The sequence below is a fragment of the Lacibacter luteus genome (genome assembly GCF_004118265.1).
GTDB lineage: Bacteria > Bacteroidota > Bacteroidia > Chitinophagales > Chitinophagaceae > Lacibacter > Lacibacter luteus.
The window spans coordinates 1442739-1464774 of record NZ_SDHW01000001.1; the positions used below are offsets into that span (position 1 = coordinate 1442739).

16 protein-coding genes are annotated in these 22036 nt (G+C 40.6%); 12 read left to right on the plus strand and 4 right to left on the minus strand.

All coding sequences use genetic code 11. The features are described from left to right. Positions 1–5: 5 nt before the first annotated feature. The 3 genes from ESA94_RS05655 to ESA94_RS05665 all read right to left on the minus strand — a co-directional run bounded on the left by ESA94_RS05655 (position 6) and on the right by ESA94_RS05665 (position 6275). On the minus strand, positions 6–3230 hold the full coding sequence (locus ESA94_RS05655; protein ID WP_129129859.1) for a SusC/RagA family TonB-linked outer membrane protein: 3225 nt from the start codon (positions 3228–3230) through the stop codon (positions 6–8). Positions 3231–3462: 232 nt separating this feature from the next. Next, positions 3463–5508: a ComEA family DNA-binding protein gene (locus ESA94_RS05660; RefSeq protein ID WP_129129860.1), complete on the minus strand. Its 2046-nt coding sequence runs from the start codon at positions 5506–5508 to the stop codon at positions 3463–3465. Beyond that, positions 5505–6275 carry a hypothetical protein gene (locus tag ESA94_RS05665; protein WP_129129861.1) on the minus strand — a complete coding sequence of 257 codons (771 nt, stop codon included), beginning with the start codon at positions 6273–6275 and terminating at the stop codon, positions 5505–5507. The genes ESA94_RS05660 and ESA94_RS05665 overlap by 4 nt, the downstream gene beginning before the upstream one ends. Before the next feature lie 173 nt (positions 6276–6448). On the opposite strand from ESA94_RS05665, the gene ESA94_RS05670 reads away from it, so the two are divergent. The 4 genes from ESA94_RS05670 to dprA all read left to right on the plus strand — a co-directional run bounded on the left by ESA94_RS05670 (position 6449) and on the right by dprA (position 11195). Beyond that, the gene (locus ESA94_RS05670) at positions 6449–7324 is read left to right on the plus strand and encodes a bifunctional 5,10-methylenetetrahydrofolate dehydrogenase/5,10-methenyltetrahydrofolate cyclohydrolase (RefSeq protein WP_129129862.1); all 876 of its coding nucleotides are present in this window, start codon (positions 6449–6451) and stop codon (positions 7322–7324) included. 23 nt (positions 7325–7347) lie between these two features. Next, positions 7348–8028: a 7-carboxy-7-deazaguanine synthase QueE gene (locus ESA94_RS05675; protein WP_240670994.1), complete on the plus strand. Its 681-nt coding sequence runs from the start codon at positions 7348–7350 to the stop codon at positions 8026–8028. A gap of 126 nt (positions 8029–8154) precedes the next feature. After that, positions 8155–10071, plus strand: a complete 1917-nt coding sequence (locus tag ESA94_RS05680; RefSeq protein WP_240670995.1) for an OmpA family protein — start codon at positions 8155–8157, stop codon at positions 10069–10071. A 23-nt stretch (positions 10072–10094) separates the two neighbouring features. After that, entirely contained in the window at positions 10095–11195 is a 1101-nt protein-coding gene (gene dprA, locus ESA94_RS05685) for a DNA-processing protein DprA (protein WP_129129863.1), read from the plus strand. 46 nt (positions 11196–11241) lie between these two features. Here dprA and ESA94_RS21665 read toward each other — a convergent pair whose 3' ends face one another. Beyond that, positions 11242–11919, minus strand: coding sequence for a hypothetical protein (locus ESA94_RS21665; RefSeq protein ID WP_129129864.1), 678 nt, complete (start codon positions 11917–11919; stop codon positions 11242–11244). A gap of 261 nt (positions 11920–12180) precedes the next feature. Between ESA94_RS21665 and guaB the strand changes: the two genes are divergently transcribed. The 8 genes from guaB to ESA94_RS05730 all read left to right on the plus strand — a co-directional run bounded on the left by guaB (position 12181) and on the right by ESA94_RS05730 (position 21962). Then, positions 12181–13677, plus strand: coding sequence for an IMP dehydrogenase (gene guaB, locus ESA94_RS05695; protein ID WP_129129865.1), 1497 nt, complete (start codon positions 12181–12183; stop codon positions 13675–13677). Between the two features lie 122 nt (positions 13678–13799). After that, a complete protein-coding gene (locus ESA94_RS05700; RefSeq protein ID WP_129129866.1) occupies positions 13800–14426 on the plus strand; it encodes a hypothetical protein in 627 nt (208 codons plus the stop codon). A 23-nt stretch (positions 14427–14449) separates the two neighbouring features. Then, entirely contained in the window at positions 14450–15094 is a 645-nt protein-coding gene (locus tag ESA94_RS05705) for a hypothetical protein (protein ID WP_129129867.1), read from the plus strand. Between the two features lie 68 nt (positions 15095–15162). Continuing rightward, positions 15163–16764, plus strand: a complete 1602-nt coding sequence (gene lnt, locus ESA94_RS05710) for an apolipoprotein N-acyltransferase (protein WP_129129868.1) — start codon at positions 15163–15165, stop codon at positions 16762–16764. A gap of 77 nt (positions 16765–16841) precedes the next feature. After that, positions 16842–17666: an alpha/beta fold hydrolase gene (locus tag ESA94_RS05715; protein ID WP_129129869.1), complete on the plus strand. Its 825-nt coding sequence runs from the start codon at positions 16842–16844 to the stop codon at positions 17664–17666. Next, entirely contained in the window at positions 17663–20311 is a 2649-nt protein-coding gene (locus ESA94_RS05720) for a PKD domain-containing protein (RefSeq protein ID WP_129129870.1), read from the plus strand. The genes ESA94_RS05715 and ESA94_RS05720 overlap by 4 nt, the downstream gene beginning before the upstream one ends. Before the next feature lie 171 nt (positions 20312–20482). Further along, positions 20483–21217: a hypothetical protein gene (locus ESA94_RS05725; protein WP_129129871.1), complete on the plus strand. Its 735-nt coding sequence runs from the start codon at positions 20483–20485 to the stop codon at positions 21215–21217. A gap of 556 nt (positions 21218–21773) precedes the next feature. After that, a complete protein-coding gene (locus ESA94_RS05730; RefSeq protein WP_129129872.1) occupies positions 21774–21962 on the plus strand; it encodes a hypothetical protein in 189 nt (62 codons plus the stop codon). Positions 21963–22036 lie beyond the last annotated feature (74 nt).

Below are 22036 nucleotides of genomic sequence, written 5' to 3' on the forward strand. Positions count from 1 at the left end.
AGGGTTTAGAAATTAAGTTTCAGGTTAAAACCAAAAGAACGTGAACCTGCTAACTGACCATCTTCACCGAATACACCACTGATCTCTGAAGGATCAAAGTTTTTCGCATCACGATAGAAGAAAAACAGGTTACGGCCGGTAACTGAGAACTGTGCAGCCTGAAACGCTTTACCAAATTTTCCAAGTTTTTGAACCGGGATTGCATAGCCAAGGCTTACTTCACGCATTTTAGCATAAGTTAAGCTGTGTACAAATGGCTCTGCAATTTGTTGATAATAGAACTGGTGATAATAGTCGTAAGCAGAAATGTATACATCTACAGGAGTTCTACCATCAGAAGCAGCAACACCTGTTACATGCACACCACCACCTGCAGAAGGATCATCACGTTTTGGATTTCCTTTATCATTTAAGCCTGCAGTTGCTTCAAAAATTCCTGAGAAGTGACCCCACTGTTCAGACAAAGAGAAGAATTTACCACCAATTTGATAATCCATTGTCAAACCAAGGGTGAACTCTTTGTAAGTAATGAAGTTCTGTAAACCACCTGTTGTTTTAGGAACAACCGGACCCCAACGTTTTGTTGCATCTCTTTGATACCAACCTAAACCACCGCTGAAGCCATTAGTTGTAATTAACGGTTTGCCTTCAGCATTGCGTGCAATACCGCCACCGGTTAACATACCCCATTGCTCCCCTACGTAGTGGAAAGCACGTGCAAAACGGGTTCCGAAAGAACCGCCAGACAATGTATAGCTGGTTAAACCAGGAGCAAGCGCTCTTACTTTATTATCGATCAGGTAAGCATAAGTTGTATTTACATTCCAGCTGAAGTTTTTCTTTTTGATGATGTTTGCACCAAGCTCTACTTCAATACCAGAACGTTGAACCCATGCAGCATTAATAGTTTGTGAAGTAAAACCACTAACACCACTTACTGTTACACCTAAAGGTTCGTCTTTGTTATCTTCTTTGTAATAAGTAAGTGTCAGATTTAATCTGTTCTTCAGGAAGCGGAGATCAAGTCCTGTTTCCCATGTTGTTGTTAAAGCACCACGCAGATTTGGATCAGGAGAACCATCCGGAGTTGACATTAAGAAGTTTGTGCCCCACAATAATGGATTAACACCATAGTTGAGGTTAAGTGCATATGGGCTAAGCGTTTTGGGCTTTTTACCCCATGAACCAAACACTTTACCAAAGTTTAACCAAGAAAGCTTGTCTTTAGTAAACTCGCTAAATACAAATGAAGCACCAACTGATGGAGACAACAATGAATTGTTTCCGTTAGGAAGTGTAGAGAACCAGTCGTTACGAACAGCCCATGTTACACTTGCAAATTTTTTGTATTCAAAATCACCAAAGGCAAACAAAGAGTTTGCTGCCTGATCAGAACGACCGTTACTGACAGTAGGAGTTGTTTTTGAGTTTGAGATAGCATAAAGATCAGGAACGCTTAAGCCATTGTTTGTGCTGGCAGATACGTTTCTGTTTCTGATTTGCATACGGTTTGCACCGGCATTAACTGAAACTGCTAAATCGCCAAATGACTTATTGTAAGTAGCAACAGTTTCGAAGTTCCATTCTCTGTTAACTGTTGTGCTTGTACCGTATCCCGCAAGGAATCCGGTTTGTACACCAGAGTATTCAATGAGTGTAGGAATAATATTTTCTACACCTGCATTGAACTGGTCTGTACGGATGGTTCCTCTGATTTTAAAGTTGTTATTCAATTTGAAAACAAGATTCAGATCACCATAAACACGATCACGTTTCTGCTGGAAATTAATATTCTCATAATAAGAATTCATATTATACCAGTAGTTCGCACCCCAAACACTATTACGTGGAGCTGCTGCACTCCATGAACCCGGATTACGACGGAAGTTCCATGAAGCCAAAGTACCGATTGGTGTTTTTAAGCCAGACAATTCTTTCAAAATACTCATATCGAGGTCACGATGGAACCATTGGTTAAAGTTACCAGATGAATTGTTTGCATAACCATCACCAAACTCACCATTAATTTGTTGGTTTGTATAAGTGATGTTTGCACCAACGGTGAAGAATCGTCCAAGATCCATACTAAATGTAGTAAAGAGATTATGACGAAGTGATTTTGTATTAGGCAATAAACCTTTTACAGTTTGGTTTGTGTAAGAAACACGCAGACTCTGACCTTCGCCATTGTTTTGTGTAAAGCTTACGTTGGTATTATTTGTAATACCGGTATTCCAGAAATCACGAACGTTATTAGGTTGAGCTGTAAAGGCTGCAGTTTTTGCATATTTATCGTGACCAGGAATAAATGCATACCATGGAATGTATTGACCACCGTCAATTTTCGGACCCCAACTGGCATCATCCGTAAAGTCGTGATAACGTTGACCATTTAAAGCTTGCCATGCGGCAGGCATTGTACTATTGTATGTAAAAGTTAACCAATCACCATCGCCACCACCATATTCGTTTTGGTAACGAGGCATATAAGCTGCTTTATCAATAGTAACACCCTGGTTTACTTCTATACCAATACCTTTTTTACCCGCAAAACCTTTTTTGGTAGTAATTACAATAGCACCTGCACCTGCACGGCTACCAAACAAAGCTGTAGCGTTTGCGCCCTTCAGTACTGTAACGTCCTGAATATCGTCTGGGTTGATATCAAAGGAGTTTGTGATTGTACCGTCAACAACGTAAATAGCTGATTGATCGCCCAAAGAACCACCGCCACGAATACGGAGGAAACCCTGATCGTTCAACTTAGCAGAAGCCTGACCACGAAACTGAACACCAGCTACCTTACCAGCTAATGCATTATTGAGGTTTGGCTGACGGATTACATTCAATTGCTCAGCTTTAATTACCTGAGAACTAAAAGCAGTTGTACGTTGAGATTTTTTTACACCGAACGCACTTGTAACTAAAACTTCCTGAAGCTCATCGGCTTTGGTTTTCAGCGATACATTCATGTAAGCATTTGAGGCATCAACCTCTGTAGTTTCGTAACCTACAGCGGTAATTACAAGACGGGCGCCTTGTTTCACTTTAATTGTAAAAGAACCTGACGCATCCGCTGTTACAGTGTTTTTGGTTCCTTTTTCCTGAATTGTAGCATTAGGTACCGGACCATTATCATCGGCTATCCGGCCTTGCACTACAACAGATTGGGCTAATGCTGCATACGCACAGAACAGCAGCAATGCCACCATTGCAAGAAGTTTTCTCATGTTGATTGATTTAGTTAAAAATACTTTTCAAATATAAGGTTTACTAATTACTAACAAAAAATTGTTAATTTTTTAAAACCCTGTAAAATTTTGACAAAAACTGCATTGCGAATGCTGCATGAGTTTGATATTAAGTTTTCAAATTAAGTCCCGACAGCGTATCCGGGATGGGCTTTATTTCTGGTAAGCAAAAGCAGTTTAACTTTGTTGCAATCTTGCATAACCAGAACTATTACAGTCGTAAAATAACCTGAAGCTTCACCTCCGTTCTTTTATTGTCGGAAATTTCATCAAGCCCGCTTCCTACAGTACTTTTTCCAACATAGATAAACTGCGCCCACCGCAGCCAAAACGAAAGTTTTTTCGATACGTCGTAATTAAGATTCAAATAATACCGATATCCTTTATCGGAAAAAGGAGGAATAGAAAAGCCATATAAAACATCATTTTCGTAGGCATAAATACGGCTGTTGTAATCATCTGTTTCAAAATACTGCAAACGCATATTAGCCGAAAAAGGCTTCATCATTGGCTTGTAGAATACATCGAAAAAAGTAAGAAAACCTCTGCTCTCCTGTGGCCCAACTACATTATACCACATTGCATCAAAACGCTGCCGCAATGTAATTGATGCTGTTGCCTTAAACTGTATTTGTGTTCGCCAGTTTTTACGGGTTATCGGTTCAACCTGCGCTGTTATCAATTCGCCATCTTCTGTGTAATTAAGCGCTTTACTTTCCTGGCGGAAACGTGTATAAATTTCGAGTTGTTTATTGGGTCGATGTGTTAGTTGTATAAGATAATCCTGGCCATTTGACGGAGCATCAACCCGATAGCGTAAAAATGGAAACCGATAAAAATCCATATAACCATCTAGTCGCCATTTGCTGTTTGGCTTGATTGAAATACCTGCAAATAAGCCACTCTCATTTGTTGGATAAGTGCCTTCTGTAAAAGCATTGCCAAAAATAGATTGATACCCTTTTTGCATGTTGCGGTACACAAACGATAAGTCAACTTTGGGATCAACACTTGCAAGTAATCCACTCATCATTGCGTAATTATTGCTGTTATGATTGGCAGCTTCCCCAAACCAATGCAAATTTCTCCAGGTGTAACTCCAATCAATACTTGTATTAGTTAACTGCTTTCCACGAAACGCAAAATTGTTATACGGCTCACTCCCTCTTTTAAAAGGAAGGTTAAATTGAAAATGAACGGCATTAGCGCCAATATGAAAAGCGCCGTTGTTATAGCTTATGTTAGCACCATACGAATTCATTTGAATGGCATTTTTGTCGGCTTGTTCGTTAGCTGTACGGTTTAAACCTGAAGTAATGAGTGAGCTGAAATAATCTTCGGAACTAAGCGTATCTGCAGCGAGGTTACCACTTACCTTTCGAAACGAAGCAAAACCTGTTACCTGAAAATGATCCTTCTCTAACGTTATGCCTGCTCCACGGTTAAAGAAATATTCATTTGTAGAGTTGAAAGGACGAAGAATAGCTGCCTGGCGTTTAGTGTTGAGCACATCCACACTTTTCTTAAATGCAAGCGATTGCCATTGAATAAGCCCCTGTCCCATGTTAACAGTAAAATCGCCGATGGCTAAATTTTTAATAATGCCTGCATTTCGTATAAACAAGTGGGCTGAGTAATAATCGAACCCGTTTTTTTGTGTGCCTTTAAACCATTGCTCCCCGGGATCTTTCTCTGCAGTAATACCATACTGTAGCAGATTTTTGTAATTGTATTTGTACCGAAGCAAAACTCTTTCCCGGCTTCCGGGATAGTAAGTGGTTGCAGCAGTATCTCTTCTTCTTTTAAATCCTTCCGCTTCTTCCAAAACATATGTAAGCCGTGAAAGAATTGAATGCTCTCCATCTTTAAACCGTGCGCCAACATCTTCTTTCAACGACATTGCCGGACCAACTGTAATGTATGGCAGCATCTTTTGAATCAATTCGTAATCCCAGGTAGGTATTGCCTGCAATTCATACATATTAATGAACTTGCCAAACAGTTTTCGGTAATTTAAAAAACTGGCTAATTGCAAAGGCGACAGAAAGGGAAATTCCTTTAACTCCGCTTCTGTTGCACTGTTAAGATTGAGTTTGTTACGTTGATATTGCCTCAGCGATTGCAGGTACGAATCGTCTTCCGTTTCCGATTCGTTTACTTCAGTAATGTTTTCAATCTGCTGTTCGGTGCTTTGTGTTTCCTGGGCAGAAGCTGAAACAGTAAAGAAGAATGAAAATATAATCAGTATGTTCTTCACTCAGCAGTCTTTTCTTTTCGTTTACCATCAAACAAAATCATTACTGCAGGCGATATGCCCAATTGCGGATGGTAAGCGGTGGCTACGTCAACTCTAAAAGAACCAAAACGTAAACCAACACCTACAAATGGTTGCGAGTTAACTGTATTAATGCCTCCTCTTATCAGCAACTGGTTTACAGGTTCATATTGAAACACAGCATTAACGCCGGTATTTTTATTTTCTTCTTTTATAATTTCCGCACTAATAAAAAGCTTATCCGACACTTCGTATCCCAACCCGCCTCTGAATACAGATGCAATTTTTTCATTCGTTGTTTTATTCAGTTCGCCTCCAACCGGATTAAAAACACTAAATCCTGCATGCAGCTTTTCGCTCAAATGCATCAGCAATCCTGCTTCAAAATGTACCGTTGAAGCAGTTGTATAAGCAGGTATCCGCAAACTGTAATAATTAAATTTTGCACCAACATCAATCCTGCTACCAAGCGATCGGGCATAACCAAGACCAAGCTGTGTTTCTGTATAGTTTGCATACCCAAAATAATCGGCTTGTAAACCAAAGGCGCCGGAATTAGTTTGCAAACCCGCAACAGCTGTATACTGACTAAAAGCATTCAATAAAAAACGACGTTCGCTATAAACCCCTGCCCCACTTTGTTTAAGATTGGCCAGAGCTGCCGGATTGACTGTAAATGAAAACGCATCTGCTGCATTTTTACTGTAAGCACCTAAACCGGGGTAACTTGCCAATAAAGGCTGTCGCACAGTTTGCGAGTGTAAAGGCAGGATTGCAACAATACATATAAGCGATAGAATTATTCTCAAGCAGATTGGGTTTGAAACTGAAATTTAAGCCATTTCAACACGCTCTGCAACCTGCCTGTATTTAATTTTTTGTATTCAATGGAAACAAGGTTTGTCTGTGTTACTTTTGCGCCATGCAATTACTCGACGGTAAACTGGCAGCACAAGCCATAAAAGAAGATCTTAAAGAAAAGACAAGTGCTTTACTCCAAAAAGGAAAAAGAGCACCACATCTTGCAGCCATTTTGGTTGGCAATAACGGAGCCAGTGAAACCTATGTTGCATCGAAAGTGAAAACCTGTGCTGAAATTGGTTTTGGTTCTACGTTAAAGCGTTTACCGGAAGATATTTCGGAAGAAGGGTTGCTTGCCGAAATAGAGGAATTGAATAATAACCCTGAAGTGGATGGTATTTTAGTGCAATTGCCTTTGCCCAAACACATCAGCGATGAAAAGGTGATCAGCGCTATTCATCCATCGAAAGATGTGGATGGTTTTCACCCGGTGAGCGTGGGTAACATGGTTGCCGGAACGCCTACATTCATTCCCGCAACACCTTATGGCATTTTATTATTGCTCGAACATTATAAAGTTGAAACAAAAGGCAAGCATGCTGTGGTTATTGGCCGCAGCCATATTGTGGGTACGCCCATGAGTATTTTGCTGAGCCGCAAAGCTTATCCCGGTAACTGTACCGTTACTATTTGTCATTCTGCAACAACCAACCTTAAAGAAATGACGTTGCAGGGCGATATTATTGTTGCAGCATTAGGCCAGGCAGAATTTTTAACGGGGGACATGGTAAAAGAAGGAGCTGTAATTGTTGATGTAGGTATTACACGTGTTAATGATGCAACAAAGAAGAGCGGCTTTGCTTTGAAAGGCGATGTTAAGTTTGATGAAGTTGCACCAAAGAGCAGTGGTATTACACCGGTACCAGGTGGCGTTGGCCCCATGACGATTGCGGGTTTATTGATGAACACATACAATGCTTACGTAAGCAAATTGTAAGCTGCACTAACTTTGTATTTCAAATGACGGAATTGTTGATTGATACTGCACAACAGGTACTGCCTGTAATGGAATCGTTTTACACGTTACAGGGTGAAGGATTTCACCAGGGCCGTGCTGCCTATTTCATTCGCCTTGGCGGTTGCGATGTGGGTTGTGTTTGGTGTGATGTGAAAGATAGCTGGGATGCAACAAAACATCCGAAATACAGTGTTGAGGAAATAGTTGAGAAAATGGAAAAGGAATTAGGAATCAGGAATAGGGAGTTGGGCAGTAACCTTCAACCTTTAACCTCAAACCTTAAACCTATCGTTGTTATCACAGGCGGCGAACCGCTGATGCACAATTTAGATGCGTTGACCAAAGCTATACATACAGCCGGTTATCAAACTAATATTGAAACATCGGGATCATCGCCGTTGAGTGGCGAATGGGATTGGATCTGCCTTTCGCCCAAAAAATTCAAAGCACCATTGCCCGAAGTTGTGCCACATGCAAGCGAATTAAAAGTGGTGATCTTTAACAAGAGCGATTTTGCCTGGGCCGAAACATATGCCGCACAGGTTTCGTCTAATTGCAAATTATACCTGCAGCCAGAATGGGACAAAGCTGCACAGGTTACTCCACTCATCATCGACTACATTAAAGCAAACCCGCAATGGGAACTGAGCTTGCAGGTACACAAATACATTAATGTGCCGTAGTCCTTCGACCCGATAGCTATGGGTTCGAAGGACGTTTCGAAAAATCGAGCGGAGTCGAGATTTGAGCAGAGCCTAAATTCAACACCGCTTTAACACCCCCTCCAGCTAATCTTTGTATATTGAACTATGAATTCAATGCTCGTGAAAAAACTATGCCTTCTACTCTGTGTATTTTTTACACTTTCCTCTTCTGCACAATGGTACGATCCACAAAAAGTAAACACCAAACTCGGTTATAAATACGGTGAAGCAATTAATGAAGCACGTGTTAAAAACTACACCCGTGCCATGCAACTGCTGGATGAATGTATTGCTGCCGATACCAAATTTGTAGATGCCTATTTAAGCAAGGCCGGAGTTTTTTCTGAACAAAAAAAATACAAACAGGCTGTTGAATTTTATCGCAAAGCAACAGAACTCGACTCGGTGTACTGCGTTACATTTTTGCTTCCAATTTCTATTGCATATGCAGGCAACGGCAATTTTGAAGATGCATTAGCAGCCATCAATCGCTTTTTGCAAAAACCGAATTTGAACGAACGCACCATTAAATCGGCCGACTATCGTAAACGTTGCTACCAATTTGCGATTGATTATAAAAAGACTGTTCCTGCAACTTATGTTTTTTCGCCGCAGAATTTAGGCGACAGTATCAACAGTAAACAACTGGAGTATTTTCCTTCTGCAACAATTGATGGCAACACATTGGTGTTTACACGCCGCATTGGACATGAAGATTTTTTCATCAGCGAAAAAAGAAATGGTGCCTGGAGCAAAGCAGAACCTTTGCCGGGCAATCTCAACACAGAAGAGAACGAAGGGGCACAAACAATTTCGCAGGATGGCCGTATGCTAATTTTCACCGGTTGTAATATGGAAGATGGTGAAGGCAGTTGCGATCTGTATGTTTCCTACCTCACAAAAAACGGTTGGGGCGAACGCATTAATATGGGTCGTATTATCAATACCGAATATTGGGAAAGCCAACCAAGTTTAGCACCCGATAAACGCACCTTGTATTTTGCAGCACGTGATCCTTCGGGCTTTGGCGGCAGCGATCTTTTTGTAAGTTATCTGCAACCGAACGGACAATGGGGCACACCACGCAACATGGGGCCGGAAGTAAATACAAGTGCTGATGAAAGTTGTCCTTTCATACATCCCGATAACCAGACATTTTATTTTACCAGTAACGGCCATCCCGGTTATGGCGGCACCGATCTTTATTTTATGCGTAAGAAAGATGATGGCAGTTGGGAGAAGCCACAAAATCTCGGCTACCCTGTTAATACAATTGATGATGAAGGTTCGTTAATGATCGCCGGCGATGGAAAAACAGCTTACTATGCAAGTGATGGTAACGACAGCCGTGGCGGCCTGGATCTTTACAGTTTTGAATTACCGGAACATGCACGCCCCTACAAAACATTATGGGTAAAAGGAAATGTGTTTGATGCAAAAACAAAACAAGGATTACCTTCTGCAGTAGAGCTCATCAATCTTGCATCGGCTCAAACCATCAGCAAAGTACAAACCGACGAAGAGGGAAATTACCTCATTACACTTCCTACAGGTAAGGACTATGCATTTAATGTAAACCGCAGAGGCTATCTTTTCTATTCGGAAAATTTTTCATTAAAAACATCGGGCAGCGACACTACTTACACCATCAATATTCCTCTTATTCCAATTGAAGTGAATGCAAGTGTTGTGTTGAAGAATGTATTCTTTGATGTAAACAAAGCCGAACTGAAACCCGAGTCGATGATTGAACTGGATAAAGTTGTTCAGCTGATGAAGGACAATCCTACACTTAAAATTGAGATTAACGGACATACAGATAATGTAGGTAAGCCGGCAGATAATCTTACACTATCGAACAACCGTTCAAAAGCGGTGATCAATTATTTTCTGTACAAAGGCGTAGCAGCAGAACGTTTAAGCAGCAAAGGTTTCGGCGAAACAAAACCGGTTGCTGAAAATACAAATGAACAAGGACGTGCAAAAAACAGGAGAACAGAACTGAAGGTTGTAGCAAAATAATTTTGCTTTATCTTGGAAGCAAGATGAACACCGACCTGCTCTACCAACTTGCATTAACACAAGTGCCAAACATCGGTACTGTACATGCCCGTATTCTTACCGACGAATTAGGAAATGCAGAAGCCATCTTCAAAGCAAAAAAAGCAACACTTGAAAAAATAGAAGGCATTGGTGAAGTGCGGGCAAAAAGCATTAAAGCATTTGAGGCTTTTAAAGAACAGGAAACAGAGATCGACTTTATTGAAAAGTACAAAATCAAGCCGCTGTTTTTAACCGATGAAGATTACCCAAAGCGGTTGCTTCATTGTTACGATCCGCCAACGCTTTTATTTTACAGAGGCACAGCGAACCTTAATCACACAAAAATCATTTCCATCATTGGTACCAGAAGCAATACAGATTATGGTAAGCAAATGACGGAGACTATTCTTGAACAATTGCTGCCACAACAGCCGTTGGTGGTTAGCGGACTTGCATATGGCATAGATGCTATTGCACATAAATTTTCTGTAAAGCAGCAGTTGCAAACCGTAGGTGTGTTGGCACACGGTCTTGATAAAATTTATCCATCGCAAAACACAACACTGGCAAAAGAAATGATTGCAACAGGCGGTGGTTTATTAACCGAATTCAGAAAAGAAACCAAACCCGACCGGCACAACTTTCCTACACGCAACCGTATTGTTGCCGGCATGTGCGATGCGACGATTGTTATTGAAACAGGCAAAAAAGGTGGCAGTATGATTACTGCTAACCTTGCCAATAATTATAACCGTGATGTGTTTGCTGTACCGGGTAAAGCAACCGATAGCAAAAGCGAGGGTTGTAATTATTTAATTCAAAGTAACAAAGCCGCACTCATCCGCAACGGCGAGGATATTATTGCGCAAATGGGATGGGAAGAACAGCAGAAAAAGAAAGTAATACAAAAACAACTATTCGTCGATCTTACTGCCGATGAACGTTTGATCGTGGAGCTTCTGCAACAACAGCAGCAACTGCATGTAGATGAAATTAATCTGCACACAGCTATCAGCAGCAGTTCGGTTGCCGCAGCTCTTCTTATGCTGGAAATGAATGGCATTGTAAACAGCCTACCGGGAAAAATGTATAGTTTAAAATAAAAACGCTCCTTTTCAGGAGCGTTTCGATTAAGAAAAACGGGTTTGTTTATTTCTTTTCGTTTGAACCATTTTCAGGAATTGCAAACAACTCCTTCACTCTTTCGTAACTCATTTGTTTTAACTGTGCTACCGAATAACCTGCAGCCGGACCACTTGCAAAACGTCCACCTGCAATTAATCCCGGAATTAAAATATAGCGATACTCCAGCGATTGCGGTAAGTTAACCATTACAGGCTCGCCAGTATACGATGCTGCTACTGCAGATGTAAAACGGCAACTGTTGAATGTATGACGAACAACAAAAATTTTCTGAACACTATAGATAGCAGTGATCTGGTTTGTACCGGTGCCGGCATCTGAAATATAAGGCAGTTGGTATGGGCCTATTGAACCAACTCTGAAATAAGTGATCATTGTGCCTTGTGAAAGAATGGTGCTGCTCAATGATGGTGCATTGAAATGGCGCACTTTAACACAAGTGCCATCAATGGTTGTATCTCTCGAGTCGAAAGGGCTTGTTAACCAGGCCGAATAAACTACCTGGGCATTTGTTCCGTTTGTTCCGTTTGAGCCATTTGATCCGGTTGCGCCGGTTGCCCCTGTTGCTCCCGTTGCACCTGTAGCTCCTGTTGGGCCGGCTGGTCCCGCCGGACCTTGATCGCCTTTACAGGATACAAATAATACACTGCTTGCAATAACAAGTACAGAAAAGATCTTTTTCATGTTTTGGTTTTGTTTAAAATGAATTGATTTTATAGCTCCTTTGCATCACTATAGGCAGAGAATACAGCAAATAAAAAATGTGCTCTTCTTGCAAAGACTGAATTAAAAGTGCTTTTCACTGGGCAAATGTATCTTCAGCAGCATACCTCAACAATACCATTAACAGGTAGACCATATACGTAAAAGCGGGTATAACATGTAAAAACAGACTGCGTTTCAGGCCAATTTGGAAGCAATACCTCTGCTCCCTTACCTTTGCACATGGCAACAAGAAATTCTTCCGCTCTCAACAAAGCAATCCAAAGCAAATTTTTCGGTGAAGGTTTAACGTTCGATGATGTATTGTTACTACCCGGTTACAGCCAGGTTCTCCCTCGTGAAACAAACATTGGCTCCCAACTCACCAAAAACATTTCCCTCAACATCCCCATGCTCTCTGCAGCAATGGACACTGTAACTGAAGCAGGTTTGGCTATTGCCCTTGCCCGTGAAGGAGGTTTGGGTATTCTGCATAAGAATATGAGTATTGAAGATCAGGCAGCGCAGGTGCGTAAAGTTAAACGTAGCGAAAGTGGTCTTATCATCGACCCCATTACCTTGCAACAGGATGCAACAATTGGCGATGCATTGCAGTTGATGAAAGAAAACAAGATCGGCGGTATTCCTATTGTTGATCAAAACAAAAAACTGGTGGGTATTCTTACCAACCGTGATCTTCGTTTCGAATCGAACGGTAAGAAAAAGGTAAGTGAAGTAATGACATCTGCCAACCTTATTACTGCTCCCGAAGGAACCGATCTTAAAAAAGCAAAGACCATCTTAAGTGCACATAAAATTGAAAAGCTTCCTGTTGTTAAGAAAGATGGTACACTCATTGGCTTAATTACCTACAGAGATATTTTGCAGCTACAAAGTCACCCCAACGCAGTAAAAGATTCGTATGGTCGTTTATTGGTTGGTGCTGCTTTGGGCATAACCGGCGACTTGTTCGACAGAGCTTATGCTTTGCAGCAGGTTGGTGTTGATATTGTATCGTTAGACAGTGCACACGGCCATAGCAAAGGTGTAATTGAAGCATTGAAAGGATTGAAAAAGAAATTCAAAACATTACAGGTTATTGCAGGTAACGTTGGTACAGGTGCAGGCGCAAAAGCATTGGCCGATGCAGGTGCAGATGCCGTGAAGATTGGTATTGGTCCCGGCTCTATCTGTACTACCCGTATCGTTGCAGGTATTGGTGTACCACAACTTACAGCAGTTATGGAAGCAGCACATGCCGTAAAAACAAAAGGTATTCCGGTAATTGCCGATGGCGGTATCCGTTACACTGGCGATATGGTTAAAGCATTAGCAGCAGGTGCATCAACGGTTATGATGGGCAGTGTGTTTGCAGGCACAGAAGAAAGCCCCGGTGAAACCATTATTTACGAAGGAAGAAAATTCAAACAATACCGGGGTATGGGATCAATTGGTGCTATGCAGCAAGGTAGTGGCGACCGTTACTTCCAGGATGTGGAGGATGGTATTAAAAAATTAGTACCCGAAGGTATTGAAGGCCGTGTACCGTTTAAAGGCAATGTGAGTGAAATTGTACACCAGTACACCGGCGGCTTACGTGCAGGTATGGGTTACTGTGGTGCAAAAACCATTAAAGAATTACAAACAGCACAATTTGTAAAAATCACCAATGCAGGTATGAAAGAAAGCCATGCACACGATGTGATCATTACAAAAGAAAGCCCGAACTATTCACGCTAGTAGCCCTGAGCCCCTTCGACCCGATAGCTATCGGGTTCGTTCAGGATTGAAATCTTTATAGCGAATGCCTGACAGTTATGTCAGGCATTCTTATTTTTACACCCGAATCAATTAAACCCGGAATGAAACACACATTTCTTCTTTTATTACTTTTTTGGTCGGGCGGATTATTTGCACAGAAATATGCCACTACCGACGAGGGCTTACGAGTTCAGCTAAACGACAATGGCACATGGGTACTGCTTGAACAGGATAGTAGTTTAAAAATCAACCTTAACCCGGCAGTATTTATATCATCATCAAAAAACATTGCTGTAAAAAAATCTGCTGTAAACGACATTATCCTCAACTACAATCCAATAAAATGGAAAGTGGAACCTAAAACGGATAATGAAGATGCAGAGTATGAATTTGAACATGTAAAAGGTTCGGCCTACTGCATGGCCATTACCGAAAAGATGGAAATACCAATGGAAACGCTCAAAGACATTGCGTATAACAACCTTAAAGAAAGTGCACCCGATTCAAAAATTGAATTAGCCGAGTACAGAAAAGTAAATGGTAAAAAAGTACTGCACCTTGTAATGAGTGGCACTATGCAGGGTGTTAAGTTTGTGTATTACGGTTATTATTACAGTAATGAAAACGGTACTACACAATTGGTATGTTATACGGGACGTAAACTTTTACCCGATTACAAAGCCGACTTTGATGATTTCCTCAATGGCATGACAGTTGACAATAAATAATTTTTCACAGTTTTATTTTACACATGAAAACAACTATTCTGTTTTTTGCATTTCTCTTTTCAACAGTTTTATTATTTGCACAGCAAACAGCTACCACTAAAGATGGTAAAACAGTTATCCTTAACGATGACGGCACATGGGTGTACCAGACAGAGACCAACAGCAGCAGCAAAACTCAATTCAACGACAGCTTGCTTACAAAGTATAGCAAATCTACCGCTGCAAAAACACTGTTGAAATCGGAAAGAACCGATCACGCACTTTGGTACAACGAAACAAAATGGAATCCGACCGATCTAAAACCAACAGAAGCATCAGAGTATCTTTTAAAGCTGAAGAACCAGGATGGCTATTGCATTACAGTTGTTGAAAAAATTGAAATACCTCTTGAAAATTTTTCGGCTATTGTGGTAAAAAGTATGAAAATGCGTGGTGCCGAAAATGTTATTGTTGAAAAAGAAGAATACCGCATGGTAAATGGAAAGCGTGTTTTGTTTATGCAGTTTTCGGTAACCATGAGTGGTATGAACTTCACCTACGCCGGCTACTATTTCAGCAACGAATCGGGCACATCGCAGGTATTATGCTATACTGCCAAAAATCTGTTTAAACAATATCAACAGGAGTTTATGACCATGCTTAACGGCTTTGTTGTTATTCCCCAATAAAACATTTGCTTTGTAACAAATGCCCGGTCATATTGCCGGGCATTCTTATTTTTACAAAAACCATTTGCTTGAAAAAGTTTCAACCTGTTTTACTCTCGCTTCTTTCCGGATTGTTGTTTTTTATTGCATGGCCTACAGTTAATTTAACTGCAGCCATCTTTTTTGCATTTATTCCGCTGCTGTTGATAGAACAGAAAAATTATTCGGGCCTTACGTTTTTCGGATTGATGTACCTCGCAACTTTTAGCTGGAACATCAGCACCACCTGGTGGATATGGAATGCAGACATGCTGGGCGCATGGCTCGCCATCATCGTCAACAGTTTGCTCATGTGCATTCCGTTGATGGGCTTTCGGTTGATGCGTAAACGTTTTGGTTCGTTTGTTGGTTACACTTCGTTCATTGTTTTCTGGATGAGTTTTGAATACCTGCATCTGCAGGATTGGGGTTTAAGCTGGCCCTGGCTCAGCATCGGAAATATTTTTGCAGGTCGCACAAACTGGATACAGTGGTATGAATACACAGGAACAAGCGGCGGAACATTATGGGTGCTGTTGGTAAATGTGTTGCTGTTTAAATTATTAGAAGTACGAAATACGAAGTACGAAGTACGTATGTCATCACTTGTACTTATTTCAACAGTGCTTGCAACACCAATCATTCTATCATTTCTCATCAGCAATAACCAACCATCCTACATCAAAAATAATACATCAGCCATCAACCATGCTACAGCGGTTGTTATCATTCAGCCGAACATCGATCCGTACGAAAAATTATTTACAGGTTCGTTCGATGCGCAACTGCAACAACTCATTAAACTCAGCGAAGCAAAGATCGACAGCAGCACTACATTGCTTGTTTGGCCTGAAACTGCTTTATATACCGGCAATGGTTTTGACGAGGAAAATCTGAAAGAAAATTTTTTCCTGCTGCCGTTATTCAACTTTTTACGACAGCATCCAAAGCTTCAATTATTTACCGGCATTGAAAGTTATCGTGTGTTTAACGAACGTGTTTCGAACGATGCAAGACCAATTGAAGGCACAAGTAATTTTTACGAAGTGTACAACGCCTGCTTACTCATCGACAGCAGTGGGCCATTACAGATCTATCACAAATCGATGCTTGTGCCCGGTGTTGAAACATTACCCAGCTTCTTAAAATTTCTTGGCCCTGTGTTTGAAAAATTTGGCGGCACTGCAGGCGGTTATGCCAAACAAACAGAACGTACACCCATCAACTTAAAAAATAACAACGTGCTGGCTCCTGCTATTTGTTACGAAAGTATTTATGGCGAATACATGAGTAAGTATGTACGCAAAGGCGCCAACATCATTGCCATTATTACCAATGATGGATGGTGGGGGAATACACCCGGCTACAAACAACATTTGCTCTATGCAAAACTGCGTGCCATCGAAACAAGAACATGGGTATTGCGCAGTGCCAACACAGGCATCAGTTGTTTTATTGATCCGGCAGGAGAAATTCACGAACCACAAAACTGGTGGAATGCTGCCTCAACTAAAATGGCGATTGAAGCAACAGCAAACAAAACATTCTTTGTGCGCATGGGCGATCTGCTCAGCAAAGCAGCACTTGCATTATCGGCCTTGTTGATTTTGTTTGGCATTTACCAAAGCTTCCTGGCAGGTAAAAGGAAATAACTGTCAAGCTTATCGTAAAATTGGTCCCGTTCACCGATAAATAGACTTCAGCGGTGGTATTTTTTGTATTTTACCGCATGCAAAAGACCCACGAACAAAATGCACTAACCGTTTCTTATACCTGTATTGGCAAAGGCAACCCTGTAGTGTTGATTCATGGCTTTGGCGAAGATCACCGCATTTGGCAAAAACAACTTCCTGCTTTACAAAAAAATTATAAAGTACTGTTGCCCGATTTGCCCGGTACCGGCGAATCAACCTTAAACAGCGAAATACTTTCCATCGATTCAATGGCAGAAGCCATTAAGCTGATGTTGGATGAAGAAGAAATAAAAACATGCATCATGCTTGGCCATTCAATGGGCGGTTATGTTACATTGGCTTTTGCAGAAAAATATCCCGAACGTTTACAGGCATTTGGTTTAATTCATTCAACAGCTTATGCCGATACCGAAGAGAAAAAAGAAGCAAGAAAAAAATCGATTGGCTTTATACAGGAACATGGCGCATTTGATTTTGTAAAAGCCACTATACCAAATCTCTTTGCTGCAACGTTTAACAGAACACACAGCGAAGAAGTGCAGCTGTTAACAGAACAAGGCAAACAGTTTACAGCAGAGGCATTGATCGCTTATTACAACGCCATGATCAACCGGCCCGACCGTACAGCTGTATTAAAAGAAGCAACAGTACCCGTATTAATGTTTATTGGAGAAGAAGACAAAGCCGTTAATCCTGCTGATGCACTCGCCCAATCTGCATTACCGCAGGTTTGCATGGTAAAACTTATACCGGGCATTGCACACATGGGCATGCTCGAAGCAACAACAACATTAAACGAAACGATCCTTGCATTTATAACAACCATCATCACACTAAAACAGGATTCCGTAAAAGCATGAAGCGTTTATTGCTGATATTTTTTATTGTTCTTTCGTTTACTCAATTGCAGGCAGGACATATTTCCGGTGGCGAAATGTATTACAGTTATGTTGGGCCAGGAAGTAATGGCGGCAGCATTTTTCGTATAACCTTGCGCTTGTTTCGTGATTGCAATCCTATCACCAACACGGGAGGTGCACAGCTTGCTCCATTGCCCACCAGTGTGGTAATGGGTATTTTTAACAGGGGTAGTAACACCGCTTATCTCGACAGTGTATTGGTACAACGTACAAGTTTCACCACGCTGCAACTGCAAAACCCTTTCAGTTGTATTATTAACGCACCACCTGTTTGTTACGAAGTTGGCTTGTATAGTTTGCAGATCGATTTACCATCGAGTGCACAAGGTTATACAGTTGCTTTTCAAACATGTTGCCGTATTAACGGTTTATCGAATGTAAGCGGCCAAAGCATTGGCGCAACCTATGTAACAAATATTCCCGGCACGGCACAGCTTGGCACCGAAACAAATTCAAGTCCGGTGTTCAATGTAAAAGATACTGTTCTTATTTGCCGCAACAAACGTTTTACATTGCCCTTTAGTGCAGTTGATCCCGATGCTGGCGATTCGCTCAGTTATAGTTTTTGCGATGCATATAACAGTACAGGTATTACAAGTGCCGCAACCGTTAAACCCAATAATCCTCCTTACGGATCACTTACATACAATGCGGGCTACAGCGGCTCATCGCCACTTGGCTCGGGAGTAAATATCGATCCCAGAACAGGTCTTATTTCCGGTGTTGCACCTGTTGGTGTTCCTAACCCAAACGGTGCATCATACTTTGTGGTAAACGTTTGTATTACGGAATGGCGAAAAGGTGTTATCATTTCGCAACACCGCAAAGATTTTACTGTGCGTATTTCCGATTGTGATTTTGCTGATGCTGAACTGCCGTTAGAAAACCGCACCTGCGATGGCTTTACACAAACTTTTCAAAACTTAACACCAAGTACCGAAATCAGAACATGGTACTGGGATTTTGGTGTAGGCGCTGCAACAACCGATACATCAACACAAAGTGTTCCCACTTATACTTATGCCGATACAGGTAAATACAAAGTAATGTTGATTGTAAACCGTGGTGAAATCTGTACCGATACATCGTACTCTGATATTTATGTGTACCCCGGGTTCTTCCCCGATTTTAATGCATACGATGGCTGTATGAATGTGCCGATACAATTTACTGACAGAACAACATCCATTTATGGTTCGCCTAATTCGTGGCGATGGAATTTTGGAAACACAGCTGTATTGAATGACACATCGCTGTTGCGAAACCCGCAATACAGTTATCCCAATCTTGGTACTTACCAGGTACAATTGATTGCAGGATCAACAAAAGGCTGTTTAGACACCATTATAAAACCGGTTGTAATAACCGATAAGCCGGCAATACAACTCACCAACGATACGCTTATTTGTTCTATTGATACATTGCAGTTAAATGCAGCCGGACAAGGAACATTTGCGTGGACACCATCGTACAATATCAATAACCAGAATGTAGCTAACCCACTGGTAAGTCCAGACAGGCCAACAAAATATTTTGTTACACTTACATTAGCGCCCGGCTGTTTCAATACCGATTCGGTTTTTATAAACGTAGTTGATTCGGTTACACTTATTCCACCAAACGATACAACCATTTGCCGTGGCGATTCGGTTACACTAAGGCCATCCGGCGATGGATTATATTTCTCATGGAGCCCACCAACACTGTTCAGTAATCCAACTGCAAAAAATCCGGTTGTTGCGCCACAGTCTGCAAGCACAACGTATACAGTTATTGGTTCTATTGGTAAGTGTACGCAAACAGCCGATGTTGTGGTTAGCACTGTTCCCTACCCTGTTGTTGATGCCGGGCAGGATGATACAATTTGTTTTGATGATACAACAACCATTTCAGCAAGCGGTGTTGCAAGTAGTTGGTTATGGTCGCCTGCACGTTATGTTGGTTCGCCAACAAGTGCAACCACCACAGCCTTTCCATTAACCACAACCGATTTTGTTGTAAGAGGTACCGATACATTGGGTTGCCCCAAACCTGTTTACGATACAGTACGGGTAACCGTTATACCTCCGGTAATTGCATTTGCAGGAAACGATACAGCAGTAGTTGTTGGTCAGCCATTGCAGTTAAACGGAAGCGGCGGCTCTGTTTATCAATGGCAGCCACCAATCTATTTAAACAATCCCAACATTCAAAACCCTGTTGCAATTTTTGATGGTTCGTTGGAAAACTTCCGATACATCATGCTCACCACTACACCCGAAGGTTGTTTTAATTACGACACGGTTAATGTGCGCATTTTTAAAATTGCTCCCGATATTTTAGTGCCGACAGGTTTTACTCCCGACGGTAATAATCTCAATGATGTATTAACGCCCTTTACAGTAGGCATTGCACAGTTTCATTATTTCCGTGTGTTTAACCGCTGGGGACAGGAAGTGTTTGCTACTACCAAACAAAAAGATGGCTGGGATGGAAACTTCAAAGGCAAACAACAAGACCCCGGTGCATTTGTGTGGATGGTGAGCGGTACTGATTATTTAGGAAGAAGGATAACGAAAAAAGGAACAGTGATATTGATACGATGATAATTGCAAAATAATTGACTACAAAGGCTGCAGTTCTATAGCCTTTTTTTATTTTGTTAAATTGAATAATGGAATTCGATAGAAAAAGAAATAAAAAATATTAACTTCAACTAACAACATTATATTAATTGAAAAGAAAGCACCAGTACGATAACATTAACACCACTCCGTTTGAAAACGATCATATATCTTCTCATAACTTTAATTTCTCAAATCTGCTTTGCTCAAAAAACAGATACAATTAGAGTTTTCAATTATCTTAAAGTGGGAGACAGTTGGGAATTAACTATAAAAAGAGAAAAGGAATTTTCCTTGCTTTATTATAATTCATATTTAAGCAATGGAATAGTTACATCCGGTACTTTAGAAATTAGCGACTCAAGTATTCGTTTTATCTGCGACACATCAAAAATTAAAAATAAAAGGTTGCTTAACGGCAACTTGAAAAAGTTTACAAATATTCCATTTATATTATCTGGCGATACTTTTAGAAAACAGAATAAATTATTTGTACCGAGAAATATAAACTTTAATGTAAACAACCTTTTAGAAATAACCACCGGAATATATGCAAGGTATTATCGGGGAGATGGTTACGGTAATTATTCGATAGAGTTAAATAAAGATGGCACATACAAATTTATAGAGCAATCCTGCCTGACAAGAATCGAGGAAAATGGAACATGGAAATTATCAGACAGCATCATTAGTTTTCAGCCTGATAATAAAAATAAATCTATGCTTGACTGGATAACTGAAAACAGAAAACTAATTTTAGTTGATGAACATCTTGTAGGCAAAAAAGTCGAACGAAAAGTAACTACTAAACAAAAAGTAACGTTTAAAGAAACATATAATTTCATGGCAAAAGAGCCTGTATACAAGGAAGAAATTCAGACTAACTAATATTCAGCTTGGCTCTTACGCCGTGGTTCGTGTCTCCACGAACCGGAAAAACATTATAATGGTTCGTGATGACACGAACCACGGCAGTAGAGTCAAACCTAATTTAGACTTAAAGACAACCTATATAATTTCAGAATGCCAATTATCGTAAAAAGAAGTTTTAGTCCCGAATACGCAAGTCTGATAAGACGCCTCGTGTTTCACATAAAGTAAATGAATATGTAATAAACTTCGTCAATGAAAAACTACTAAAACCGAATAGAATTTTACAAAGCGAAAAATATACTTACGAATTTACGTTTCACTTTTCATTTTCAATTCCTAAACGACAATTCCCTTACACAAGTACGTTTGCAACTGACACCAGACTATATTTTTCGCAAAGAGGTTTTAGAACATTTGATAAAGTTCACAAATGGGTTACACTTGTTGTTTTGGCAGACGACATCGACCAAACAATCGAACTATTTGAGTACGCAGACGTGTTATTCAAAATGTTTGCAGACTTTTATTAAATAAATACAAAAAATTTGACAAGGAAATTTTCGATAAATTAATGCTTCAACTAGACAAAAACCATATTGAGAGTTTTCCATTTCCTGCAAGTTTTGAAGAACAGCAATATTCTTTAGATGAAATTGAGTACCCCGTTACGCCTTTGGCTGAAGGACATGGTTGGGTGGGCTTGGAAAAATTAATAACAATAAATCCCAGAATTGAATATCTAAAACACTACCCTTTTTAAATTTATAACAACCGAAAATTGTATCAGACAGCAAAACACTTCTGCTCCAACTTTTACGAGAACCATCTCTAATC